The 22,265-nt window shown below is 57.9% G+C and carries 12 protein-coding genes and 1 pseudogene; 3 read left to right on the plus strand and 10 right to left on the minus strand.

The genetic code is table 11. The features are described 5' to 3' along the window. Positions 1-413: 413 nt before the first annotated feature. Positions 414-1,091: a gamma-glutamylcyclotransferase gene (locus BN1800_RS21065; RefSeq protein ID WP_087000758.1), complete on the plus strand. Its 678-nt coding sequence runs from the start codon at positions 414-416 to the stop codon at positions 1,089-1,091. Between the two features lie 144 nt (positions 1,092-1,235). Here the strand turns inward: BN1800_RS21065 and BN1800_RS21070 are convergent, their stop codons facing one another. From BN1800_RS21070 to BN1800_RS21110, 9 genes are all read right to left on the minus strand, one after another. Beyond that, positions 1,236-1,541, minus strand: a complete 306-nt coding sequence (locus tag BN1800_RS21070) for a recombinase family protein (RefSeq protein WP_210191286.1) — start codon at positions 1,539-1,541, stop codon at positions 1,236-1,238. A gap of 75 nt (positions 1,542-1,616) precedes the next feature. Continuing rightward, complete coding sequence (locus BN1800_RS21075) at positions 1,617-2,915, minus strand: capsule biosynthesis protein (protein ID WP_087000762.1); 1,299 nt, start codon at positions 2,913-2,915, stop codon at positions 1,617-1,619. Beyond that, positions 2,912-4,537 carry an LTA synthase family protein gene (locus BN1800_RS21080; RefSeq protein ID WP_425299052.1) on the minus strand — a complete coding sequence of 542 codons (1,626 nt, stop codon included), beginning with the start codon at positions 4,535-4,537 and terminating at the stop codon, positions 2,912-2,914. The genes BN1800_RS21075 and BN1800_RS21080 overlap by 4 nt, the downstream gene beginning before the upstream one ends. A 6-nt stretch (positions 4,538-4,543) precedes the next feature. Beyond that, the gene (locus BN1800_RS21085; RefSeq protein ID WP_087000766.1) at positions 4,544-5,407 is read right to left on the minus strand and encodes an SDR family oxidoreductase; all 864 of its coding nucleotides are present in this window, start codon (positions 5,405-5,407) and stop codon (positions 4,544-4,546) included. Positions 5,408-5,421: 14 nt separating this feature from the next. Then, positions 5,422-6,837, minus strand: a complete 1,416-nt coding sequence (locus tag BN1800_RS21090) for an aminotransferase class I/II-fold pyridoxal phosphate-dependent enzyme (protein ID WP_087000768.1) — start codon at positions 6,835-6,837, stop codon at positions 5,422-5,424. A 1-nt stretch (position 6,838) separates the two neighbouring features. Beyond that, positions 6,839-14,281 (minus strand): type I polyketide synthase, encoded by a 7,443-nt coding sequence (locus BN1800_RS21095; protein WP_087000770.1) that lies wholly within the window; start codon positions 14,279-14,281, stop codon positions 6,839-6,841. Positions 14,282-14,504: 223 nt separating this feature from the next. Beyond that, complete coding sequence (locus BN1800_RS21100) at positions 14,505-15,683, minus strand: polysaccharide biosynthesis/export family protein (protein ID WP_087000772.1); 1,179 nt, start codon at positions 15,681-15,683, stop codon at positions 14,505-14,507. Between the two features lie 553 nt (positions 15,684-16,236). Then, positions 16,237-18,129: a capsular polysaccharide export protein, LipB/KpsS family gene (locus BN1800_RS21105; protein ID WP_087000774.1), complete on the minus strand. Its 1,893-nt coding sequence runs from the start codon at positions 18,127-18,129 to the stop codon at positions 16,237-16,239. A gap of 152 nt (positions 18,130-18,281) precedes the next feature. Then, positions 18,282-19,076, minus strand: coding sequence for a hypothetical protein (locus tag BN1800_RS21110; RefSeq protein WP_087000776.1), 795 nt, complete (start codon positions 19,074-19,076; stop codon positions 18,282-18,284). A gap of 490 nt (positions 19,077-19,566) precedes the next feature. On the opposite strand from BN1800_RS21110, the gene BN1800_RS21115 reads away from it, so the two are divergent. Beyond that, positions 19,567-20,715, plus strand: a complete 1,149-nt coding sequence (locus tag BN1800_RS21115; protein ID WP_244564583.1) for a capsular polysaccharide export protein, LipB/KpsS family — start codon at positions 19,567-19,569, stop codon at positions 20,713-20,715. A gap of 280 nt (positions 20,716-20,995) precedes the next feature. Beyond that, a complete protein-coding gene (locus tag BN1800_RS21120) occupies positions 20,996-21,664 on the plus strand; it encodes an FkbM family methyltransferase (RefSeq protein ID WP_087000778.1) in 669 nt (222 codons plus the stop codon). Between the two features lie 231 nt (positions 21,665-21,895). Here BN1800_RS21120 and BN1800_RS40450 read toward each other — a convergent pair. Further along, positions 21,896-22,047, minus strand: a pseudogene (locus tag BN1800_RS40450) (ISNCY family transposase); the annotation flags it as partial. Positions 22,048-22,265: the final 218 nt, after the last annotated feature.

The raw sequence follows: 22,265 nt of genomic DNA on the forward strand, positions 1-22,265 counted from the left end.
GCCCTACGACGGCGGTTTTAACGCGCCTCTAACGGAGCGCGAATCGCCAGCCGACGCTCCTCTCACGAGCAGGTGCAATGATCCCACTGGAAATCAAATCGGAGCGTGCCATGACTATATCACGCAAATGGTGGAAATCGTCGGCAGAACATATTTCAGGCGATGAAGAACCGAGCAGTTACAACCGGGCGCACCTGGACATAGGCGATCTCATGATCCTTTCGATGCAGGGCTCGGTGGTGGACCTCTCGGAGTACATACCATCGCGGAATCCCCCGCATGAACTTTACTGTGATTTCAACTCACACGGGGTCGTCACACGCCTAGCCTCGTCTGCCACAAAAGGAATCACGCGGTCTCTGCGGGCGCTGCGATTTCTCCGCGGCCGTCGTGATCAATGAAGGGTGCATTCAATGGAGCTTACTCCTGAGAAGGTAGCCCTTGTCCATCGGGTGGTTGCGGATTCTGGCCCGGATCCGGCGCTCGTCTACCACACGGATGCGGACTACCGCGCAGCTGTCGAGCAGATTCTGGCCTCTCATCCGAACGGGGAAGACATTTGGATCTTCGCCTATGGTTCTTTGATCTGGAAGCCGGAAGTGAATCATATCGAAGAGCGGATCGGGACGGTTCGAGGCTGGCACAGGTCGTTCTGCCTAAGTTTGACGAGATGGCGCGGTACCAAAGATCAGCCTGGCCTCATGATGGCTCTCGATCGAGGCGGCCAGTGCAAAGGCGTGGCGTACCGGCTCACCAGCGCAACAGCGCAGGCTCAACTCAACAAGCTCTTTCGCCGAGAGATGAGTGCAAAGCCTCCCACCAACATGCCGCGGTGGCTCAATGTCGCAATCGGTGGGCAGTCGGTGCGCGCGATCGCCTTTGTCGCGAACCGCAACGGATGCGGATATATCGGAAAAATTTCGCTCGAAATGACGGCCGAGAGGTTGTCCATGGCTTGTGGACACTGGGGTTCGGGAGCCGAGTATCTCTACAACACCATAGTCCAACTGGAGGCGCGCGGTATTCGCGACCGTTATTTGTGGCACCTACAAAGATTGGTCGCTGCCCAAATCGACGCCAGTGCTTTTTGAGGACCGTAGAAAGGCCGGTCCAGTTCGCTCTGACAGGACGTCCGCTTCTGTGCGCTCCCCGCCCGTTCCGGTAGCCTGGCCCAGACGGCAAAGTTCCACCCGACCCGGTCGTTGTCGGGAAGGCAACCAGATGGTCGGCATCGGCTAAATTGCGTCATTCGTAGTGCGTCGGTTTCGTATGGCTATCTCAGCGACCGTGTTCTTGTTGATGGCGAGGTCGCGAGCGATCCACCGATAGCTGAGACCTTCGTCAATGAGCGCCAGCACCCTCGGTGTGAGCCCGTGGGATTTCGGCCGTTGGCCGGTATCTCGCCCGAGCTTTTTCCCACGAGCTTTAGTTGCGAGACCGGATTTCACACGCTCGCTGATCCGATCGCGTTCGAACTCTGCAATGCCGGACAGAAACGTCGCCAGCATCCGGCTGTAAGGCGTTGACAGATCGAAAGTCATGCCGATCATCGCATTGACTGAGAATTTAATTCTGAACCCTTGGCTTCAAACGAGAGAGGCCCTGTCGGATACGCGTCAGGGGATGTCTATTTTCATCGGATGTTTGCGGATCGGCGGCTCGACGTAAGCGCCCGGCTCGTTGACATTTCGCGCCAGCAACCTCGAGGCAATACTTTCGGCAGCAGCCTCCGCTCCCTCTTTCGAATAGAAGTTGCCGCGAACCTGCACGGAGGCGGCGAGCAATCGCATGAACGCCTCAAGAAGCTTTGCCGACGGGGGTTGCGGATCTTGCCAGAAACGATCGATGGACTTCGGATCCGTCAGCCCTTCGATATCGTAGATCGTAACACCGAGCGTCTTCACCGGCTTACCTGCCTGCAATGCGGAAAGCGCTGCTGTCGAATTGACCGTGACCATGCCCCGGCTTGCCGCAATCAGCGCCGAGAGATCACCGCCGTCGATAACCTGCACGCGGCCGGACAGGCCAAGCGACCGGGCTGTGGCATTCACATAGTCGCCCCAGTCGATAAGCCCATTGTCGAGCGGATGAATTTTGACGACCAACTCCGCATCTTGCGGTGCGTGCCCAACAAAGGAGCGCAAAATATAACGGATGGCGTCCCGCTGGCTGTGGAACGGCGAATGGGCGCGCAACTGATAGTCGGTCTCAATCTGCAGCGGATAGACGAAGAAGGCCGCGGCTCCGGAAGACAGCCGGCGAACCTCGAAATTCGCCTTGCGCCCGCGACCTCGCCCCATTGCGAGCCTCCTCAGCCAGCCGGCATATTCGGCGAGCGGATGAAACAGCCCGTGCCGCCGGTAATGGGGATAAAAGAGCGAGAAGAAGACGGTCGGCAGGTAATAAAGCAGATCGGCGATCGCTTCCGAGAGGAAAGTATGACTGTAGCGCCTGTTCCAATCCGGCTCCGGCAGCCCTTTCGCAGCCGCAAGGATATGATCCGGATCGACGGGAAACCGCGAATTGGACGAAAGACCTTCGCGCTCGATCGTCACCCAGTCGGGCCTCAGATGCCCCATCTCGATGGCATAGACCGAAACGCCCATCGCGCGGGCTTCGGCGATGGCAGCGCGGTGGTAGGGCCTTTCCTCTCCGTGGACGATGAGGTCGGTAATCTTTCGGTCCGCCATGAGCTGACGGACATAGCCCGGCCAAGCTGCGAAGGGACCGCGATAGTTCAAGGCGCCACGCCTGCGCCAAAATAGCCAGTCTCCGCTGTTGAGGTTGACGCGAACGCACGCACAGCCAGCTGCCTCAAGACGGTCCGCAATCCGGCAATAGAGGATGGACGACGGCCCCTGGAGAAACAGGAAGACGCGTTTCGCCTTCTCTTCTGAGCCAACCGGCACGATCATTCCGCCGGCAACTCTTTGCTGAGACCGGCATAGCGCAGCAGCGTTCCGAGCAGGTTCCACGGCGCTTCTTCCCGCGGCGGGACCGGACGCTGCGAATGGGCGCGCGCGCGACCAAGCGGCACAATCATATAGTCGGTACGAGGATCCGGAAACGGATCAGCGAAAGCCTTCAAGAGCGGCGCATGATCTCCGTAGAAAAGCAGCCAGACTGGCCGGTCCAGCGTGTCGAGGTGATGGGCCAGATTTCCAAGCGCGTGATCGGCACGGCGAAGAAGCTCGGAATAGATCTCCACAGGGTCCGTGAGATCACCGACCCGACCAGCCTCCCAGGGGCCATGGTTGGCCATCGAGGCAACGAACAGGAAATTCTTGATGTCCGGATCCTTTTCGATCTCGCGGATCACGTTCTTCGTCAGCGCCTGATCGCTGACATAAGGGCCGTCGCGCTCCGGATTATGATCGAATTCGTCGAGCATCATCATGTGATCGAAGCCAAGCTGGGGCATTGCCTTATGGCGCAGGAAAAAGGTGCGGTCGTAAGGATGAATGAACTGCGTCTTCCAGCCGGCCTCCTTCAGTTTGTTCGGCCAGACGACATCCGCATATTGGCTTGCGCTCAGATAGGGATAGCTCGCATCGATATGCACGTCGTCCGGCTGAAGGCCGCTTAAGACTGCAAATTCGGTGCGAAGCGTATAACCGCCCTCGAAGACGCTCGTCATACGGCCCCATTGCGCTGACCGCTTGCGCAGCCGATCGAGGTTGGGAAGCTTAAGGTTTTTGACCTCGAAATGACGAAGATCGATGAAGGATTCCGATTGCCAGATGACAATGAGGGGCGGCTCCTCATCGCCGTCCGGATCCCAAAGATCGTGCAGCGCCGATTTCAGCATTTCGGACAGCTCGTGCACGATCTTCTCGCGGCGGCGGCCGAGCCATATGATGAAATGCAGGACGACAGACGTGAACGTCCCGAAACGGACGGTATTCTTCTTGATATCGATTGGTCCGACGAGCTGCTGCGTGGCCCGCGATACCGGTCCGTTCACAGGACCGTAGAAAAGCGCCAGCCACGGGCCGAAGGCAACGGCAAGCCCGACCAGCACCCAGAACGCCTGTGCGCTGTCAGGCAGGATATGCGGCTCGAAATAAAAGTAGAGCCCGGTCACGCCGAAGACGTAAAGGAACGAGAACATCCAGAAGAAGATGTTCAGCGAGGTCGCGTAGAAGATCTCCTTGTATTTGAAGACATCGACGACGAGCGCAATGTCAGAGAAAATCAGCGGCTCGCGAATGAACTTGAATTTGGCACGCGAAATCCCGGTGAAAATCACAAAGAAGCTCATCGTCGCCTGCATGGCGTAGATCGGCCGCCACGTCACCGAGAAGAAACCCGCAAAGACCAGAGCGATGACAGGGAGGCGCGCGGCAAGATCGAGCGCATGGCGTGCTGGCGTTCGTTCAATGTTGTTCTGGCGATAGACGGCGGACGGCATCGCGAACCAGTCCGTTGCATAGACAAAGATGCACGTCAGGGCGAAGCAGAAGGCAACCAATAAAAAAGGGGCATCATGTAAGCGCAACGGAACCATCGATTTTCTATTACCGGCAACACATGCCAAATCCGATTAAAGCTTGGGCGTGTCAATGCCCGATGATATCCCTGTCTTCAAATGCACAGTCGATGACATCGCATGCGTTTCCTTTGCGCCACGCTTCAATCGATGCCGGTACCAGAGCGAAAGCAACGGCTTGATGAACGGGCCCAGATAGGCAAGCGCCATGAGAGACGACGTAAAGTGGATCTTTGAGCGGCCGCGGTCGATACCGGCGACAATGCGCTCTGCGATTGCTTCTGCCGACCAAGGCTTCACCTTGCCCATCAGAACTTCGGCCTGCCATGGCCGCATCGTCATCTCACGCTGATACTGCGGTGTCAGCGTATCTGGCGGAAAGCAGATGGAGATGCGGACGCCCGTTCCGACGGCTTCCGCCTGCAAGGCTTCAGCAAAGCCGTTCAGCGCCGATTTGGAAGCGCAGTAGGCCGCATAGCCATGAAGGCCGATCAACGCGGCACCCGACGACACCACCATGATGGTGCCCTGCCCCCTCGCCTTCATGCTGTGATAGACTGAACGGGCAGCATTTGCCGTACCCAGAAGGTTGGTGGTCACCTGCTGGTCGAAGACGGCGGCCGAAAGAGCGTCGAAGGCAGCCGGCTCGACAATGCCGGCAGAGGAAATGAGCACGTCGCAGAAGCCGTTTGCGGTTTCACAGGCTTTGACCGCAAATGCCAGGTCCTCATGCTTGGAAACGTCAGCCGAAACGGCAAAAGCGCTTCCGCCCTTCGATACAGCCCGTACGTCTCGAAGCGCCTGGTCGAGGCGTGCTGCATCGCGCGCGATCAGCGAAACACGTTCGCCTCTGGCGGCGTAAGCCTTTGCGACTGCTAATCCGATGCCGCTGGAACCGCCGGTTACGATGACATGCATTGCATCGTCCTGCCTTAGGGCTTGCCCGCCATCTGGTTCAGCGGCAGGAGCTTCATGACCTTTTCGAAGTCGATCGAACCTAGGCCGAAATTGCGGTCCTGTAAATCTTTCAGCCGCTTCGCTGTGGCGGCGACAGCGTGGGCAATCTGCTCATCGGTGTGATTGCAGGTGATAAAGAAACGCAGCCGCGCCATGCCCTCGGGAACTGCCGGATGAATGATCGGCAGTGCGTTCACGCCCTCTTCGAGAAGATCGTTGGACAGCTGCACGGCGCGAACGGAATCTCCAACGAGCACGGGGACAACGGAATAACCGGTCGCAAGGCCGGTATCGAGACCGGCTTCCTTCGCAAGTTTGAGGAAGAGCGCGCCGTTGCGCCGCAGCCGGGCGGTACGCTCCGGCTCTTTCGTCAATATTTCCAGGCCGGCCAATGCCGCAGCCGCCAGCACCGGTGCCAGGCCTACGCTATAGACAAAGCCGCCGGCCTCCGCCTTCAAGACGTCCGCCAAGGCCTGGCTTCCGGCTATGTAACCGCCGCAGCTCGATGTGGTCTTGGAAAGCGTTCCCATCCAGATGTCGACTTCATGTGGGTCGATGCCGAAATGTTCGAAGCTGCCGCGGCCGGTTTTTCCGAGCACGCCGAGGGCGTGCGCTTCATCGACCATCAGCCAAAAGCCATAACGCGACCTGAGCTCGACCAGTGCCGGCAGATCGGCGATATCGCCATCCATCGAGTAGACGCCTTCGACAATCACCAGAATGCGCCGGAAGTCGGAGGACAGGGTCTTCAGAACAGATTCAAGGTTCTCGACATCATTGTGCTTGAAGAGACGACGCGTCGCGCCCGATTGCTTGATCCCGGCAAGCGCGCTGTTGTGGATGAACTCGTCGTGGATCACGAGATCCTGCGGACCCATCAAACAGCTGATCGCAGCGACATTGGTCAGGTAGCCGCTGACGAAGCAGACCGCAGCATCGACGCCATAGACCTTGGCGAGCGCGTGTTCGAGTTCGACATGCACGGGCCGCTCTCCGGCCACCAGGCGGCTTGCCGAAGCGGAGATGCCAAAGCGATCTATCGCCTCTTTTGCCCGCTGGTTGACAAGCGGATCGGTATTGGTCGCGAGGTAATCATAAGAGGCGAAGTTGGCGAACTCCTTGCCGGACATGACTGTCGTTGCACCCGCCGCCTTGTCATGCGAGCGGTAGAAGGGATTGCCGATGCCGGCCATCTGCGCCCCGATCTTCTGGGTCATCACCCGCTGGTATTCCGGCAGTTCATCGAATCTTGTCACCTGGCGAACCGGCGGCTGGGGATGGCGGCTCATCCGGGCTGCCCGGTTTCTCCCAGACGACTCGTTGGCGTGCCGCATCTGATCGAGCAGTCCCGTTTTCCGGTCCTGCGCCTTGCCGTCTGGATTGTTTGTCATCTCACATTGCCGCTTTCTGAACGGTTCCAGAATGGCTCTGGATCAGCTGGTTGACAACCTGCTCGGTTTCGCCTGCTCCCTCGTTTCCACTGCTACGGCTGGCCACGCGCTCGCGGAGACGAGCCACAACATCGCCGATGGTCGTGCCATCGCTGATGCCGCTCAGCGGAATGTCGAAACCGGTCTTCTGCTGGAAGCTCATACCGAGTTCCATCGCCATCAAGCTGTCGAGGCCGATATCCTTCAGCACCTTTTCCGGCGTGATCCCATCTTCGGTGACACGCAGGATCGCCGCGATTTCGGCGGCGACCAGCTTATGGAGAAGAGCCTGGGCTTCATCTGCGGTCTTTCCGGCAACCATCGCCTCGAGGTCGATGGTTTCGCTGTCATTGGCCGTCTGGCTGCTTCCCGCCTGGCGCATGATCGTTTCGAAGAGCGATTTCCCGGCAATTGGCAAGAGTCGCGCGGCACTCCAGTCGACCTCGGCGATCATGACGGTCGCACCCTCGATGAGGCCCTGATCGGCGAGCATGTAGCGCTCGACCTGCTCCAACGCATCGCCCGCCTTCAATGCCGACTTGCCGATGCGCTTGGAAAGCACCTCGTTTACCTCGGCGTTGCGTGCCAGGTAGCCCTTGTCTGCAATCGCGCCGAAGCCAACCGCTAGACCGGCAAGGCCGGCTGCGCGGCGTTGGCGCGCCAGACCTTCCAGGTAGCCATTGGCTGCGACATAATTCGCCTGGCCCGGATTGCCGAGCATGGTCGTCGCAGACGAGAAAAGCAGGAAGAGATCGAGATCGTCATCTGCCGTCAACCGGTGCAGGATTTCGGCGCCCTTGATCTTGACGTCGACGACGGGCCGGTTGCGTTCTGCCGTGAGGTTTGAAAGCAAGGCGTCGTCAAGGACCATGGCTGCATGGACGATGCCCTTCAGAGGCGCCTTGGTCCGCAATTCGCCAAGCAGAGCCGCGACTGCCTTTTCTTCGGTAATGTCGCAAGCATGCACGCTTGCCGTGACACCCTTCTTTGTCCATTCGGCGATCGCCTTGCGGGTTTCGTCGTCGGCAACGCCCTTGCGCGAACAAAGCGCGATCTTCCGGGCGCCTTTCGAAACCAGCCAGTTTGCGGTCGCAAGGCCGAACCCACCGATGCCGCCAGCCACCAGGAAGATGCCATCGGAACCGAAATGAAGCGCCTTGCCGGGTGCCGGCAGTACCTTGTCCTTGCCGATGACCGGCGGACGGACAACGATCTTGCCGATGTGGCCGGCATTCTGCATCAGTCGGAATGCGCTGCTGATCTCGTCGTAGCCGAAAGCGCGATAAGGAATCGGCACCAGCTTTCCGGCGGAGAACAGCTCTCCGATTTCGGTGAATATCCGCTTCGTGAGTTCCGGCACGTTGACGAGGAGCTGATCAGCATCGATGCCGAAATAGCTGATATTGCGGCGGAAGGGTCTCAGCCCAATCTTGCGGTCCGAATAATAGTCGCGCTTGCCAAGTTCCAGGAAGCGGCCGAACGGCTTCACGAGTTCCAGGCTGCGCTCCATGGCTTCGGAAAAGAGCGAGTTGAGAACCAGATCGACACCGGCGCCATCGGTAAGGCTGCGGATATCGGTCACGAAGTCGAGGGAGCGCGAGTCGAAGACATGATCGGCGCCAAGCGTTTCCAGGAAACGACGCTTCTCGAGCGTTCCGGCAGTGGCAATCACCGTCGCGCCCTTCAGTTTTGCAATCTGCAGGGCAGCCAGGCCGACACCGCCTGCGGCACCATGGATCAGGATCGTCTCGCCGGGCTGAATGCGGCCAAGCTCGACCATGGCGTAATAGGCCGTGAGGAAGGCGACCGGCACAGTTGCTGCGGCGACCGTATCCATCCGCTCGGGCAGCTTGGTGACGCCGTCCCGGCGAACTTTCACATGCGTCGAAAAGGCGGCCGGGCCGATACCCATCACCTTGTCGCCAACCGCCAAATCGCTGACGCCCCTGCCCGCTTCGACAACACGTCCGGCAAACTCCATGCCGATCGTGGCGCCGGCAAAGCCGTCTTCTAATGCCTCTTCGGGCAGCAGGCCCATCGCCCACATGACATCGCGGAAGTTGAGACCTGTTGCCTCGACCGCGACGACGATCTCGTCGTCGGATGCGGCCGGTACGCCACAAGCTTCCCAGGCAACACTGTCGAGGCGTCCGGCCGAATGCTGGCGGATCGTAGCCGCGGCATAGCCGCCGGTCATCCGTGCAGACGAAGCCGTGGGCCCGGCAACGGCGCGCAGTTCACGGACTTCGCCGGTTGCCGCATCGAGCACCCATTCGCGGTTTGCGCCATGCGATCCAAAGATCGAATTCACGATGCTGGAAAGACGGCGATCGCCGGCCTCCGCATCGAGCATGTGGACGTCCAGGAATTCATACTCGTTCTGCAGCACGCGCGCGAAGGCCCAAAGTCCGGAGTTCGCACCGTCGGTCCCCGCGCCGGAAAGCGGCGAGCCGCCGGGCGCAGTAATCAGCAGCTGCGGCCGGCTGTTTTGCGCAGCCTCGCCGGACTGCATGTAGACGGCAAGCGCTTCTGCAAACGCCGCAAATGTGGCGAGCCGATCCTGTGACAGCTTCGATGGGTCTTCCTTCGATGCACACTCGGCATAATAGACCGCACGCACCGGCTGGCCCGCAAATTTGGAGAAGGCTTCGGCATAGGCGGACCTTGGCTGGTCGGCCGCAACGGATATTGTTGCCACCCCGCCGAAGTCCGAGGCGTGGTTTGCGCCTTCCCCGATCACAAGCAACGGACCATTATCGGCTCCGGCGGCCGATGGCTTTTCGGTAACCGCCTTCGGTTGCGCAACCAGCGAAACGAGCCGGCCCTCCGGATACTCGGCTTCCTCGACTTTCGCATCCGCAAACCCAAGCGAATGCGCAAGGTCCTCGATCTGCCGGGCGGTTCCGAGCTTTCCGATCGGAAATTCCGGAGACTGGCTGCCTGCGAACCAGCCGGCCGACAGGCCGAATACGAAGTCGTTGAAAGCGGAAGGCGCGCGCTCGGTAAGGACGAGCGCCGCGCCGTGAGCCGCTGCCTTGCGTACAACAGCCTGGAGCGCCTCGTCGCTGGAAAGATACTGCTGGCTCTGATCGCCCGCAGCGACAACCAGATCGACGGCTGCCTGATCGCCGACCTGATCGGGGTCTGCGACAATGACATGCGCACTGTCTTCGAAGGCAAGTTCCAGCGCGCGCCGGATATTTTCACGCGGTTCAGCAATGACGAGCAAGGCGCCGTGTTCGGCTGCCGCGAGGGCAAGCTTGCGGCTGAAGGCGGTCGAGATCGACCCGGCTTCCAGGATCCGGCGGATACCGCCTTTCTTCGACCTCAGCACGCTATCGACCATGCCGCTTACGACGGAAAGGCGACGCAAACTCAATGGCGAATGGACGAGAACATGTTCGAGCGTCGCTTCGCTTACTGACTTCGAAGACGGAATGTCGGCGCCCTGTTTGAGGGCTGCGATCTGTTCGAGAGCGTCTCGATGCGCATCGTTGATGAGGACGGCTTCCGCGATGCGGCCGGCATCTTCACCATAGAGTTCCCGCAGAACCTCGCCTACCGGCGGCAGCGTGAATTCTGTCGCAACGATCCATTTTCCATCACCGGAAGAGGCAATGCCGGCATCTTCGAGGCTGAAGAGGCAGCTGGTGAGGAAGGATCTGAACGCGGCATCGCCGGGAAGATTACCAACCGCAATCGAGCCATCCTTCGCCGCGACCGCAAGCGCGATCTCATGACACGCCCGATAGACGGCAGCGTCGAGCAGAAGGGTTGCGTTATTGAGCGCCACGTCCGGGGCGCCGGCAATAACCGGGAGTGCACGAATTTCGGACGTCGCAGCAAAGCGCGTTGACGGAACGCTCTCATAGTGGAACGCAACGGAATCCAGCGTGTGGTGGCGCCTCAGATATGTCCGGCGGAAGCGGCAATCGTCGAATGCGGCGACCTGTGTGCCGGCATCGTCGAACATCCGGAAACGCGCTTTGATCGAATTCTGGCTGAATCGCTCGATCCCGATCGTCGCCTTGACGACCGGCCTTACGGAACGCCTGACGCGAACCGAGCCGAAGCGCACGGGGATATAGGGCGCGCCTGCCTGGTCGCCCGACAGCTGGTCGAAGAGCGCCACCAGACCGTGAAACGCTGCATCGACCGACATCGGATTCAGATTGTAGCGCAGATAAGGATGGGCGGCCTTTTTCGCCGTCTTGAGATCGACCTCTATCAGACCGTGCCCGAAAGCGACGGCCTTGGACAACAGCCGGAAATGCGGACCATATTGCAGGCCGAAGCGCTCAGCCGTCTCATACGTTTTTTCCGCCGTCAGGACCGATTTGACTTCGCCGGCGACGGGAGCTGCGCGCTCATCGGCCACAGCGTCGATCGTCTTGCGCACCCGGGCAACGGCATGAACGGTCCAGTCGTCATTGCTCAGCCGTTCGCGCGAGCGGATTTCGATGTTGCCTGTTTCGGGAGAAAGGACCGTCGAAAGTTCCGCGATGCGGTCCTGCCGCAGTTCCAACGGACGGACGATCTCCAGATTTCCAAGTTCGACCTCGTCCGTATCATAATACTGCTGAGCAGCCGTGACGGCGATCTCGATGAATCCGCTGCCAGGCATGATCGCCTTGGAATCCACGACATGCTCTGCAAGGTCCGGCATTAGGTTGGCATCGACATGGTTCTTCCAGCTCGATCCGTTCGGATCGGTCCGCCATCCGAGCAGCGTATAAGGCACACGCTGATCGCGGCCGAAGATGTCGATCTCGTCGCTCGTCGGCTGTGGACGCAATTCCAGCTTCTCGAACGGCAGCGGCGGAAGTTGAATGAAGGCGTTGCGACTGGCGGCATTGCGTGAACGAAGCGGAGAAACGCCATGCGCGACGGCACGCGCGAAGGACTGCGCAACCGGATCGCGGCCGGTTCCACTTTCGCGCAAAAGCGTCGGGATTACGGCCGCTTGATGCGAAATATTCTTGGCGATGTCCGTCACGTAGTTCGACAGGATCGGCCGCGGCGAGATTTCGATGAAAAGGTTGCAACCCATTTCCATCGCGGCTTCGCAAGCGTCCTTGAAAAGCACCGGATCGCGCACGTTGCGCCACCAGTAAGCCGTGTCGAGCGTCTGCCCATCTGCATGGCTGCCCGTGACCGTGGAAATGAACGTGCCGACGCCGGCATCCGGCTCGAGATCCGGCAGATCGTCGAAGAATGCATCCTTCGCCCGATCGATGATCGGATGATGGAACGGATAGTTGATATCGAGCACATGCGCCACGATCTGCGCCTTGCGGGCGGCGTCGCGGAAAGCTTGAACCTGGTCTGATGGGCCGGAAATCGTTACTGAATTCGGGGCGTTGATGGCTCCGATGCAGATATCGTCGAAACCGTTTGCTTTTGCAAAGGCTAGCGCGGCATCCGCGCTCATGACGACGGCTGCCATCTTTCCTTCGCCGGCGAGCAGGTCCTGATGCTGCGAACGCTTGGCGACGATCGCCACCGCTTCTGCGGCCGTCAACGCCTTGGCGGCGTAGGCGGCGGCAATTTCGCCGACCGAATGGCCCAAAACAGCATCGGGCCTGAGACCCTGCGCCGAAAGGCAGTCGGTCAATGCCGCCTGCACCGCAAACAACATCGGCTGCGCGATCTTGGTGTCCGCGAGCCGTTCCTGCAGGTCTTTGGAAAAGAGCAGATCAGTCAGCTTTTCGCCGAGGTAATATTCAAAAAGCGCGCTGTAGGACTGGAAGCATTGGCGGAAATGCGCATTTTCGCGATAGGCGTCCACGCCCATGCCCGGCCACTGCGAGCCGTTTCCGGCAAAGACAAATGCAACCCGCACGCCGTGACCAGGAACCTCCCCGCGCTCGCCAGCTGTCGGCTCACCCGAGAGATGAGCCTTGATGGCCGAAAGCACCGCATCGCTGTCTTTCGCTTTGACCGCAAAACGGTGGCGCATGGCCTCACGGTTCGCCGCCGCCGAAGCGACGAGTTGGCGCGCCTCCCGCGTTTCGGCCTGGCCCAGACGCTGCTTGTAGTCCTCAAGCAGGCCCTCGAGTGCCGAGGCGCTGTGAGCGCTTGCCATGAAGATGACGCGATCACCCTTCGCCTGCGGCTCAGGCGGTGCGACAGGATCCGGATCGCTGATGACGACATGGGCATTGGTGCCGCCAAAGCCGAACGAATTCACGCCTGCAAAACGCGGGGTTTTCGCAGGCATCAGCTCGATCGCAGAGGTGTTGACGCGAACGTTCAGGCTCTCGAAATCGATGTCCTCATTGGTCCGTTCGATATGAAGAGTTGCCGGCAAGAAGTTGTTTTCAAGGGCAATAACGGCTTTGAGCAAGCCAAAGAGACCCGAGGCCGGTTCGGTATGGCCGATGTTCGATTTGATGGAGCCGATCGGAACCGGCGCGCGGCGGTTTTTGCCGATGACGCTGCCGATCGCCCAGACTTCCGCAGGATCGCCGACGCGCGTGCCGGTGCCATGGCCCTCGATGAAGGCAATGCGGTTCACATCGATATTGGCGCCTTCGTAAACCGATTTCAGGAGGGCAGCCTGCGCCTCGCGCGACGGGAGAGAAATGCCATTGGTCCGGCCTGACGAATTGACGCCGGTTGCATGAAGGCGGGCGTAGCTGCGGTCCCTTTCGCGCAGAGCCTTGTCGGTGCGGCGAAGCACCAGCACGACGCCACCTTCAGCGCGCACATAGCCGTGGCCATTCGTGTCATAGGCACGGCACAGCCCTTCCGGCGACAGCATCCGAGCCTGCGCAAAGCCGACGAAGGAAAGCGGATGCGCCAGGAGATTGATGCCGCCCACGATCGCCGTATCAATGTCGCCGCGATCGAGCGCCCGCACGGCCTGGTCGAGTGCGACCAGCGACGACGAACAGGCCGTATCGATCGTCATGCTTGGGCCTCGCAGCCCGAAGATATGCGAGATGCGGTTCGAAACGATCGAAAGCGTATTGCCCGTCATGAAATAGGGGCTGCCGGTCGCAGGATCCTCGACGGCCAGATTGCCATTGTCGAGGCTCGATGCGCCCACATAGACGCCCACCTGCTCGCCATTCAGGGAAGCAGCAGGAAGATTGGCATCCTCAAGCGCACGCCAGACAAGGCTCAGCAAGATCCGCTGCTGCGGATCCATCTGCATCGCTTCGCGCTGGGAAAGACCGAAGACAGCCGGATCGAAATGATAGACGTCGGTGAGAACGCCGGCGGCGAACGTGTAGGTCTTGCCCTGGATGCCTTGATGCGGGTGCCAGTAGCGGGCGAGCTGCCAGCGCTCGGCGGGGATTTCGCTGACGGTGCACTTCCCGTCCTCGAGAATTTGCCGCAGTTCATCCACGGAAGAAGCGCCTGGAGCAACGCTTGCGCGCCCGATAATCTCAATCGTCATGTTCACCCGGTGTCGTTATGGCGGTAGTCGGCAGAGGGTGGCTATCAATGCCAGCTAAGGTTCACATCATAAAAGATACGGCTTGTCACCCGAAAAAATCGTATCTGTGGTTGTATTCCCGTAACTTTCAATAACAACCGTAACCGATTGTAAACAAAGGAAGGAGCGCCATCATTTCCTGATGGGACCCTTCCATAGGCATAGCAACGATCAGCAACTGGGTCTAATCGTTCATGTTGTTGTAAATCCCGGCACTCTGCGCGGCAATACCAACCGGTTGTCCAACAATACCCAGGAACATCCGTATATCGACGGCCGGATGACGCGAGATGTAGATAACGTCGCGATTTTTGACCGGGAATGTCTGTCCGACGATCAAGCTATCCGGATGACTCATGTCGAAACGATAGACGATCGGATAGCGGCCGACGCTGTCAGGCGCCAACCCCTTGTTCAGCAACTCATGGAACCGCTGGCTTCCAAGCAGGCTCATGACGACATCAGGTTCCTCATAGCGGAACAGGAAGTATCCTTTTGCATCCGTTGCCAGGTCGTTACCACCTCGACCGAGTGCTACCGCCTCAAGCAAGTTCAGATCGTTCGCACCGAAGTTAATGCGTGCATTGAGATTGGCAGTGCCAAGAATTGTAAACGTCCGCGGGTCCTTCGACACGAAAATCCGGTCGCCGGGCTGGACGTAAATGTCCTCCGACGGATTCTCGATGATCGATTTCAGAAGCGCCGTGCCGGTCTTCTTGCCGCGGACGAGCGTGACATAGGCTTCGTAGGGCTGCGCCTGCGAGCCCCCTGCCTTCGCAAGCACTTCTGTGATTTGCTCGCTGACCAAGCTCAGCGGCACCTGGGATGGCTTGCCGACCTCGCCGGAAACCGTCACGTTTCGCGATGCGGTGCTGACACTTGTCACGATGACGTCCGGCTCGACGGCTTTGTTCGCCAGTGACGCAAGAATTGCCTTACGTGCTTCTTCAAGTGTCTTGCCCTCAAACTGGACCGATCCTGCATAGGGAATTGCGGCCATACCATCTGGCTGCACTACGATATCGAGGTTCGTCTGCTTCGATTCCGTCGTCGAGAAGAGCCCGTCGCTGCCTGCTTCGAAAATCGTAACCTTCAGGTGGTCCCCGACACCGATCACCACGCGGCCAACACCACCACCGATACCAAAACGGCGATTCAGAGCAGTCGTCACATAGTTGGAAACGAGAGTGGCAGAGCGGCTGTCAACGTCGACGATATCAAAAACGGCAGCGTTACGGCGGCCGACTTCTGCAGCGGATCGCCCAGCATCCTTGTTAATTGTATCGGCATGTGGCCCCTGCGAAGGCAGCCCCTGGCAGCCCGCCAAGGCGAGGCAGATCAACACAATACTCGATCGAACCAATTGATTTCCCTCAATATCGGCAGAGACAATTTTCCTGCTTGTCACAGCCGACCTATTTGCAAAAGATTCTAATTGGCACCTGCAAAGCACACTGAACGTCTCACAACAAGCCAATTGGCGGACCGATCCCTAAAAAAATCACAGCTGCGTTATCAATGCCATAGTGCAGTAAGGGCTCAACCACGCTCCTGCAAGCAGCCCCAGCGAACTATCTACAATTTGAGTTAAAGGCGCTTAAACAAGCCGGAGTGCGCCAAATCTTGCCGGTCCGCTAAAAGCATCGCGACGACGACCGCGGCGCTTGTGTGCATGCGAGGTCCCTGGTCCAGTCCAGCTGCTCGGTTGCTAAACCATTATTTGACGCAGGACTGCTCAACCGATTCATACGGCCAACTTGACATAGCGGCAAAGATGCCAAGGATCCCAGGAGGCCCGATCTGCGGCCGCAAAGCCGCACTTAAAGCCACTCGCCCTGAACGAAGCTGAAACCCGCTGCGCGGCTCCCAGAGCGTTGGGCTCCTTGTGGGCTCTTTCATCATCTCGGATGAGTTGCTCACAATACTTGCGCAACTAAGCTTCCATCCTCGCCGAAATCCAAGATATGTTGCTTAACGCGGGCATGAATAACCGCTTTGGCTTGTTCCGCATCCCGCAAATCCACGGCATAGCTATTGCGCAGCAGATACCAGAAGCGTCGAAGGTCGGCCGGTGATACAGCAGTTCGTCCGGGCTGGAACTGTTTCTCGAAGGCACCTGTTTGCTCACAAACGAAGCACGCGGCCATGTAGTCTGAACGACCAAAGACATAGACTGGCTTTTCGTGCAGCAGGGCCTCGGCACCAACGCCGGAGTTTATCACACAGACAGCAGCCGATTTGGCGATGATGCTGTGAATGCTGCCGGTGGCTGAGATGATCCGGCCGGCGCTTTCGTTTTCTCGGATATACCTTCCGATCACTGTCGAGCCGCAGAGCGGATGGCGTTTTACGACTACGGAGTAGCCGATCTTCTCACACGTGGTTACGACTTCCTCCATCATTTCGATGGGGCTGCAGTACGCCAATTCCTGAACTGAATCGCCCACCATTTGAAGAGCGATGAAAACAAATCGGCCGGGCAAAATCTCTGCAGCATGAATTGGGTCTTGAGCGTATTTAGACAGGTTGCGGGAAATGGTTTGTTCTTGATCTCGCTGAAAAAAGTCGGCGGCAGTCGTAGCGTCCACCTCATCGAGCGGCAGTTCGGCTAGGCTTTTTCTTGAGAATTCCGACCATCCGGAGTAGCCGCCGGTATCAAAGCTGAAGCGTGATGGGCGGTCGGTCTCCTTGAAGTGAAGACCATTTCGATGCCCGGACACCGTGTGATACGAGAAGAAAGGTACCGGCAAGTCTTCGACACCGTGCAGCTTGATCTGCCCCTTCACCCCGTGATCGAGACCGATTGCGTCGAGGTACTCCGCAATGGTCTGCAAAACAAACCTGATATCGGCGCGAAATCCGGAATAGTCGATCTTGTTGGACCGTAAGGCTGCTGATGGGATGATGATGACGGCATCGTGCGTCTGGGTCATCGGAGGGCTCAGCCCAGCGCGCGCCAGAATATCCTGATGTCCGCGTCCGATAAGGCCAGACATCGGGGCAAGTGCATCAAGGTTGAGCCGTCCCTCCAACCGGTCTGCCGCTTTTTCCATCCCGCTCCTGCGAAGAGCTTCGACGACTTGCCTCGCTCCTGCCAGATCCAGGAGCCACATCGAAGCCTCGACCGCCTGTTGAGCGAACCTCGAAAGAAGCTTCGGGTCATTAATAATTGCATCGCGATCGCGAACGATTCGCTCGATCACAGACCTGAGGATGTCATTACGGCCCGCACTATCGGCTGCGGCCGCAACCGAAGCCGCGAACTGGAAAAGAGGTTTATCGGGATCGTGCGAGAGCCGCGTCATACCGTCGACGGCGAACTCCTCGTGCCTACGTTCCTCCAGCAACAAGCTTCTCTTGAACTCGGCGACCTGAACCCGCGCAGGAAATGTCTCGGCAAAATAATCCAAGCCAGAGAGAGCAGCTTCGTACTCTCCACTTCTGCGCAAAAGAGCCGCCTCCACGACCGGCGAGAGGTTTCGATCGAAGTGACGTCCCTTCATTAATTTAAATGCGTATCGAGGGTCAACGTGCCCGAGAACCTCGTAAAGGAACAACCGCATCGAATCCGCACCCGGCGTCTCCCGGTTGCTTAGATCAACGAGGATTTTGGCTGCCTTTTTGAAATTTCGCTGCTGACAAGCAATATACATCCGGCCGTCACAGATCCGGCGGCGGTGCGCCGGCATTGGCAGAAAGCGAACGACAAAAGCAAGGGCAGCGAGGATCACGCCTAGACCGCCGAGGAATTTCTTTCTCTCGATCAAATCTTGAACGCGTTCCGCCAATCGGTCGATCAGGTACTTCATTGCATCTCGATCTAGCTGTCCCGGTCGCGAGACGAAGTTCGCAGGGTCCGCTCGTGGATCGCGGATGTCTTGCCGTCTGGCAGTAACGCGTTGTCGTCCTTGCTGCAACTGAAGCCGTCGGCCGTCACCTCGGGTCGAGCGGCGGTCCTGCCTTACCGATGTCCTTCCAGATTTGCCGCCTCAGTCCCAGTCGAACGAGGCAGTCTTCGATAAACCAGCGGAGACCTCCCTCCGGCCGCGCACGAACGGAAGGGCGGCTGCGTCAAGGCCGACAAAGGAGAGGAATGGGTTCGCTCGCTGCGCAGCAAAGATCTCGATGCGCACGGACGGACGGACGGATTTGCCCCTGGCATCGAATCCAAATGTGTCGCCGAGCAGGCCTTCACCGTCGAGTGAAACGTATGCATACGAAGGTCGGTTTGCGGGTCCTTCCCCCCGCGTTCTTCAGTCTCCGTCCCAAAGGTCGTTTGGATGCTGATGACCGGCTCTGCCTTGAAGGCCCGAACATAGCGCAGCAGATTGCTCCAGCCGTTGCTGTTCACCAGAGCGCGGATGGCAGGGTAGTTTTTCACGACCTCGGATGTGAGCGGGGTCCTGCGCGTCACTGCTTTCCCTTGAGTCATTTCGCGCGCCGGGGCGCGAAGAGCCTCGACTTCGGAGCGTAGTTGCGCGAACATTTCCGGCGCCAGAAAATTGCGTCGTTCTAAATAGCCGTTTTCGGCAAAGAAGGTACACTCGTATTGAGGAATCAGATGCTGCAGCCGCTGGCGGCGCGACTCCACGATCTTCGCTGCGGTTTTGACGCGCCAGATGTGTAGGCCGCTCCGGTTGAGCTTTTCGCTTCCAAGCAGCGGATTTTCAATGAAGCGCTTTTCGCCGGCGATGATCTGAAGCGCATAGACAGGAAGCATCAGCACCTTCAGCGACGACCACTTCTGCTTCGGCATTGTTCCCTCCTTCCGCGGGGACTCGGCGGGCCACATAGGTGATTCTCTCTGAATGACTGGGTTCATTGCTCTTCTCACACGAATGATTTTCCCCTATTTTGCATATTGCTCACTGCATGCAACTCGACACACTGTAAGACGATCCTCGGTCGCAGACTACGCTCTGAGGTCGGAAACCCGCCTCTCCCAGTCATGTACTTGATGGGGACCGCGTTGTCAGATTGGCAAGGGCATCTCGCGGTCTGGTTTGTTAAGCGAATGACATTGCGGCCGCACAACTACATTGGATGCAGCACCTGAGGCCGAGATTGTGCGTAATACTCTTGCTATGCTATTTCCTTTGGATTAGGCGATGCCGATGTGGAAATTTCATGCGCATTTGGGCCGATCGTCTAACCTCTCCTAAAATGCAGATTTTGCGTCGCGACTCCAATGTTCAGAAATGAACGCATTATGGCGATAAATCAGCGGTTGAAATGTATTGAGTGGCATGGGCAACGTCGAGTCGAACCAACTGATGGAACGAAAACGCACCAACCTCATGGCCAATGCAATCAGATCAATCTGCACATTGCTCTTTGGAGGGACACGTCATTCATCGAAGAAACCGCCAGCGTTTATTATCGGGCTGAGTGCGTGGCGGCCATACCTTGAAGATTGGTTCGGCAACGAGAAGATACACAAGTTTGGACGTAACATCTCATGGTTGAGATTTTATTTGGCGGTGGCTCCGATTATCCTCGCTGACCCTCGGTCGAAGGTGTACGTCTGGGCATACAAGCACCCAAGTTTTGTTAAAAATTTTTGTCGTGCTTGGGACGTACCACTGATCAGGGTAGAGGATGGCTTTATTCGATCGGTTGCTCTCGGCGCGACACGAGCACCACCGCTCTCCTTGTGCTTTGACTCCTCTTCACTGTACTTCGACGCAACCGCAGCGTCAGACTTGGAGAAAATCATCCAAACCTACAACTTCGATGCCAATACAGAGATAATGGTGCGCGCGCGAGAAGGCATCGAGAGGCTTATTGCAACAAAACTATCGAAGTATAATACTTCTTACGACGCTGACGTTGAAAAACTTTACGGCCCGAAGCTTCGTCGGCGCGTGCTTGTCTTGGGACAGGTTGAGGACGATGCATCGATAAAATTGGGCTGCAAAAAGAGACTAAGCAACAACGATGTTGTTCGAACAGCCGCAATGGAAAATCCCAATGCTCAGATTATCTATAAGCCCCATCCAGAGATACTTCATGGGACAAGACCAGCCCAGTCGAATCCAGATGAGGTCCGAGACATTGCGCTGGTCTTGGATACCGATATAAGTTTGGCAGATAGCCTTCAGACAATTGATCACGTTTACACGATAACGTCGCTATCAGGTTTTGAGGCGCTTTTACGGGGCATCGAGGTTACATGCTTGGGAATGCCTTTCTACGCGGGTTGGGGCGTAACGGACGATCGCCAAATTTGTGAACGGCGAACAGTCAAACGTTCAGTTGCAGAGATTTTTGCGGCCGCTTACATTCTTTATGCCCGCTACTTCGACCCAATACGACATTGCACTGCCACTTTCGAGGAGGCGCTGGAACTTCTTGCATCGATGACGCAGCAAGCGCGTTCTTCCCGTATGTCGTAATTGCTGCAGATGAAGTTGAAGTCACGAAGATTGCACGGAGCAGTAGTATCGAGGCACTGCTGCTGCGATAGCGGCGGGTGTCAGCTTCAAGAGTCTTCTCATCGACTTCCTTGACGAGGAAACATACGGGAAACCAATAAGTCTCCCGATTGTCCAATAGCCGGCGTAACTTTTTATAGGCAATTTGATGATCCGATGAACGCCCTGCTTAGCCTTGTTATTAGTATGCTGAAGCTTTACGCTACCTTAACTAAAGGACCCTCGCCGGAGGAGAGACAAGATGTTTTTCAAATCGAAGAAGGGAACCGCGCCAGTGCCGTCCCTACGGCCGCTCAAACTGCCAATCAAGGATGTGGAATTGCCCCCCGATATCGGTGGGCGCATTGGTCGCGTCCTCTTGAAGGGTCGTTGGTATGAGCAGGAAATGCTCGATTACATCCGTGGTCTTGGCCTTGGCGGCGTTTACTTGGATGTCGGTGCGAACATTGGAAATCATTCCGTATACTTCGCATGCAACACTAAAGCCGATCGCGTCCTCTCGTTCGAGCCTACTCCTCGTGCTCGGAAACAGCTCAACAAGTTCATTGAGCTGAATTTGCTCTATACCAAGATCGCGGTAGTTCCTTACGCCTGTTCGGATGCTGAAGGCGAAATCGCCGTCGTGGAAAGCCTTGCCCAGGACGCCGCACCCGTGAAGTACGAGTGCAAACGCATAGACGATGTTGTCGACGTACCGGTTTCCGTCATTAAAATGGACATCGAAGGCGCTGAACCCTATGCCCTTCGGGGCGCCGTTCGCGTCCTGAAAGAATCCAAACCCATCATGTTCATCGAGGCGCATGACGATCGTCACATGAAAGATATAATGGATATTATCGGCCCGATTGGTTACAAGATAACCGGCAAGGTGTGGAATGCTTCACCAACTTATGAGTTCGTTGCCTCATAATAGCTAGTTTCCATCCATAAACAGCTGGTTTTCTTGTGCTTGCAGCACGTTTGGATCCCGCTTGGTGACCGCTTTGAAGCCATGCGGCGTGGCTCATGGGTGCAAATTGCGGCGGCCAAGATTTCTGGTGGAAATGCGCGCATTGGCAACCGCCCGGCGTTGTGCCGGTCCGGTTTCGGCCGGCGACATGGCATGTCAGTTCGATCTGAGGCGGGCGAAGAGGGCGAAATTCTAAGCGATTACCGAGGACCAAACATAAGTCTTGAGCTGGTCGAGCCCACGCCAGGGCAGCGCCGCAAGCCGTAGGCGCGTTTGAGGCAGGAGATGCCGGCCTCGGTGCCGGCGCCGAAGTTGCGGAGCTTGCGATAGACCCAGCGGCTTCTCTATTCGGCGTGTTGAAAGTCAAGCGCTTTCGAGCTTTCCGCCCCGCCGGCATCTGACGTCTTTCGCGGGTCTTGCTTCTCTACGGGATCGACTCTCTGGGCTCTCCCAGGGCGGTGAAGATCAAGTGATCGGGACCGGCAGCTTGTCCTGGTTGTTGCCATAGATCGTAACGCCGTATGTCCGTCTTCATAGCTGAGGTGGCTTGCCCTTCACTGGG

It is taken from the genome of Rhizobium sullae, from assembly GCF_900169785.1.
Classification (GTDB): Bacteria; Pseudomonadota; Alphaproteobacteria; order Rhizobiales; family Rhizobiaceae; genus Rhizobium; species Rhizobium sullae.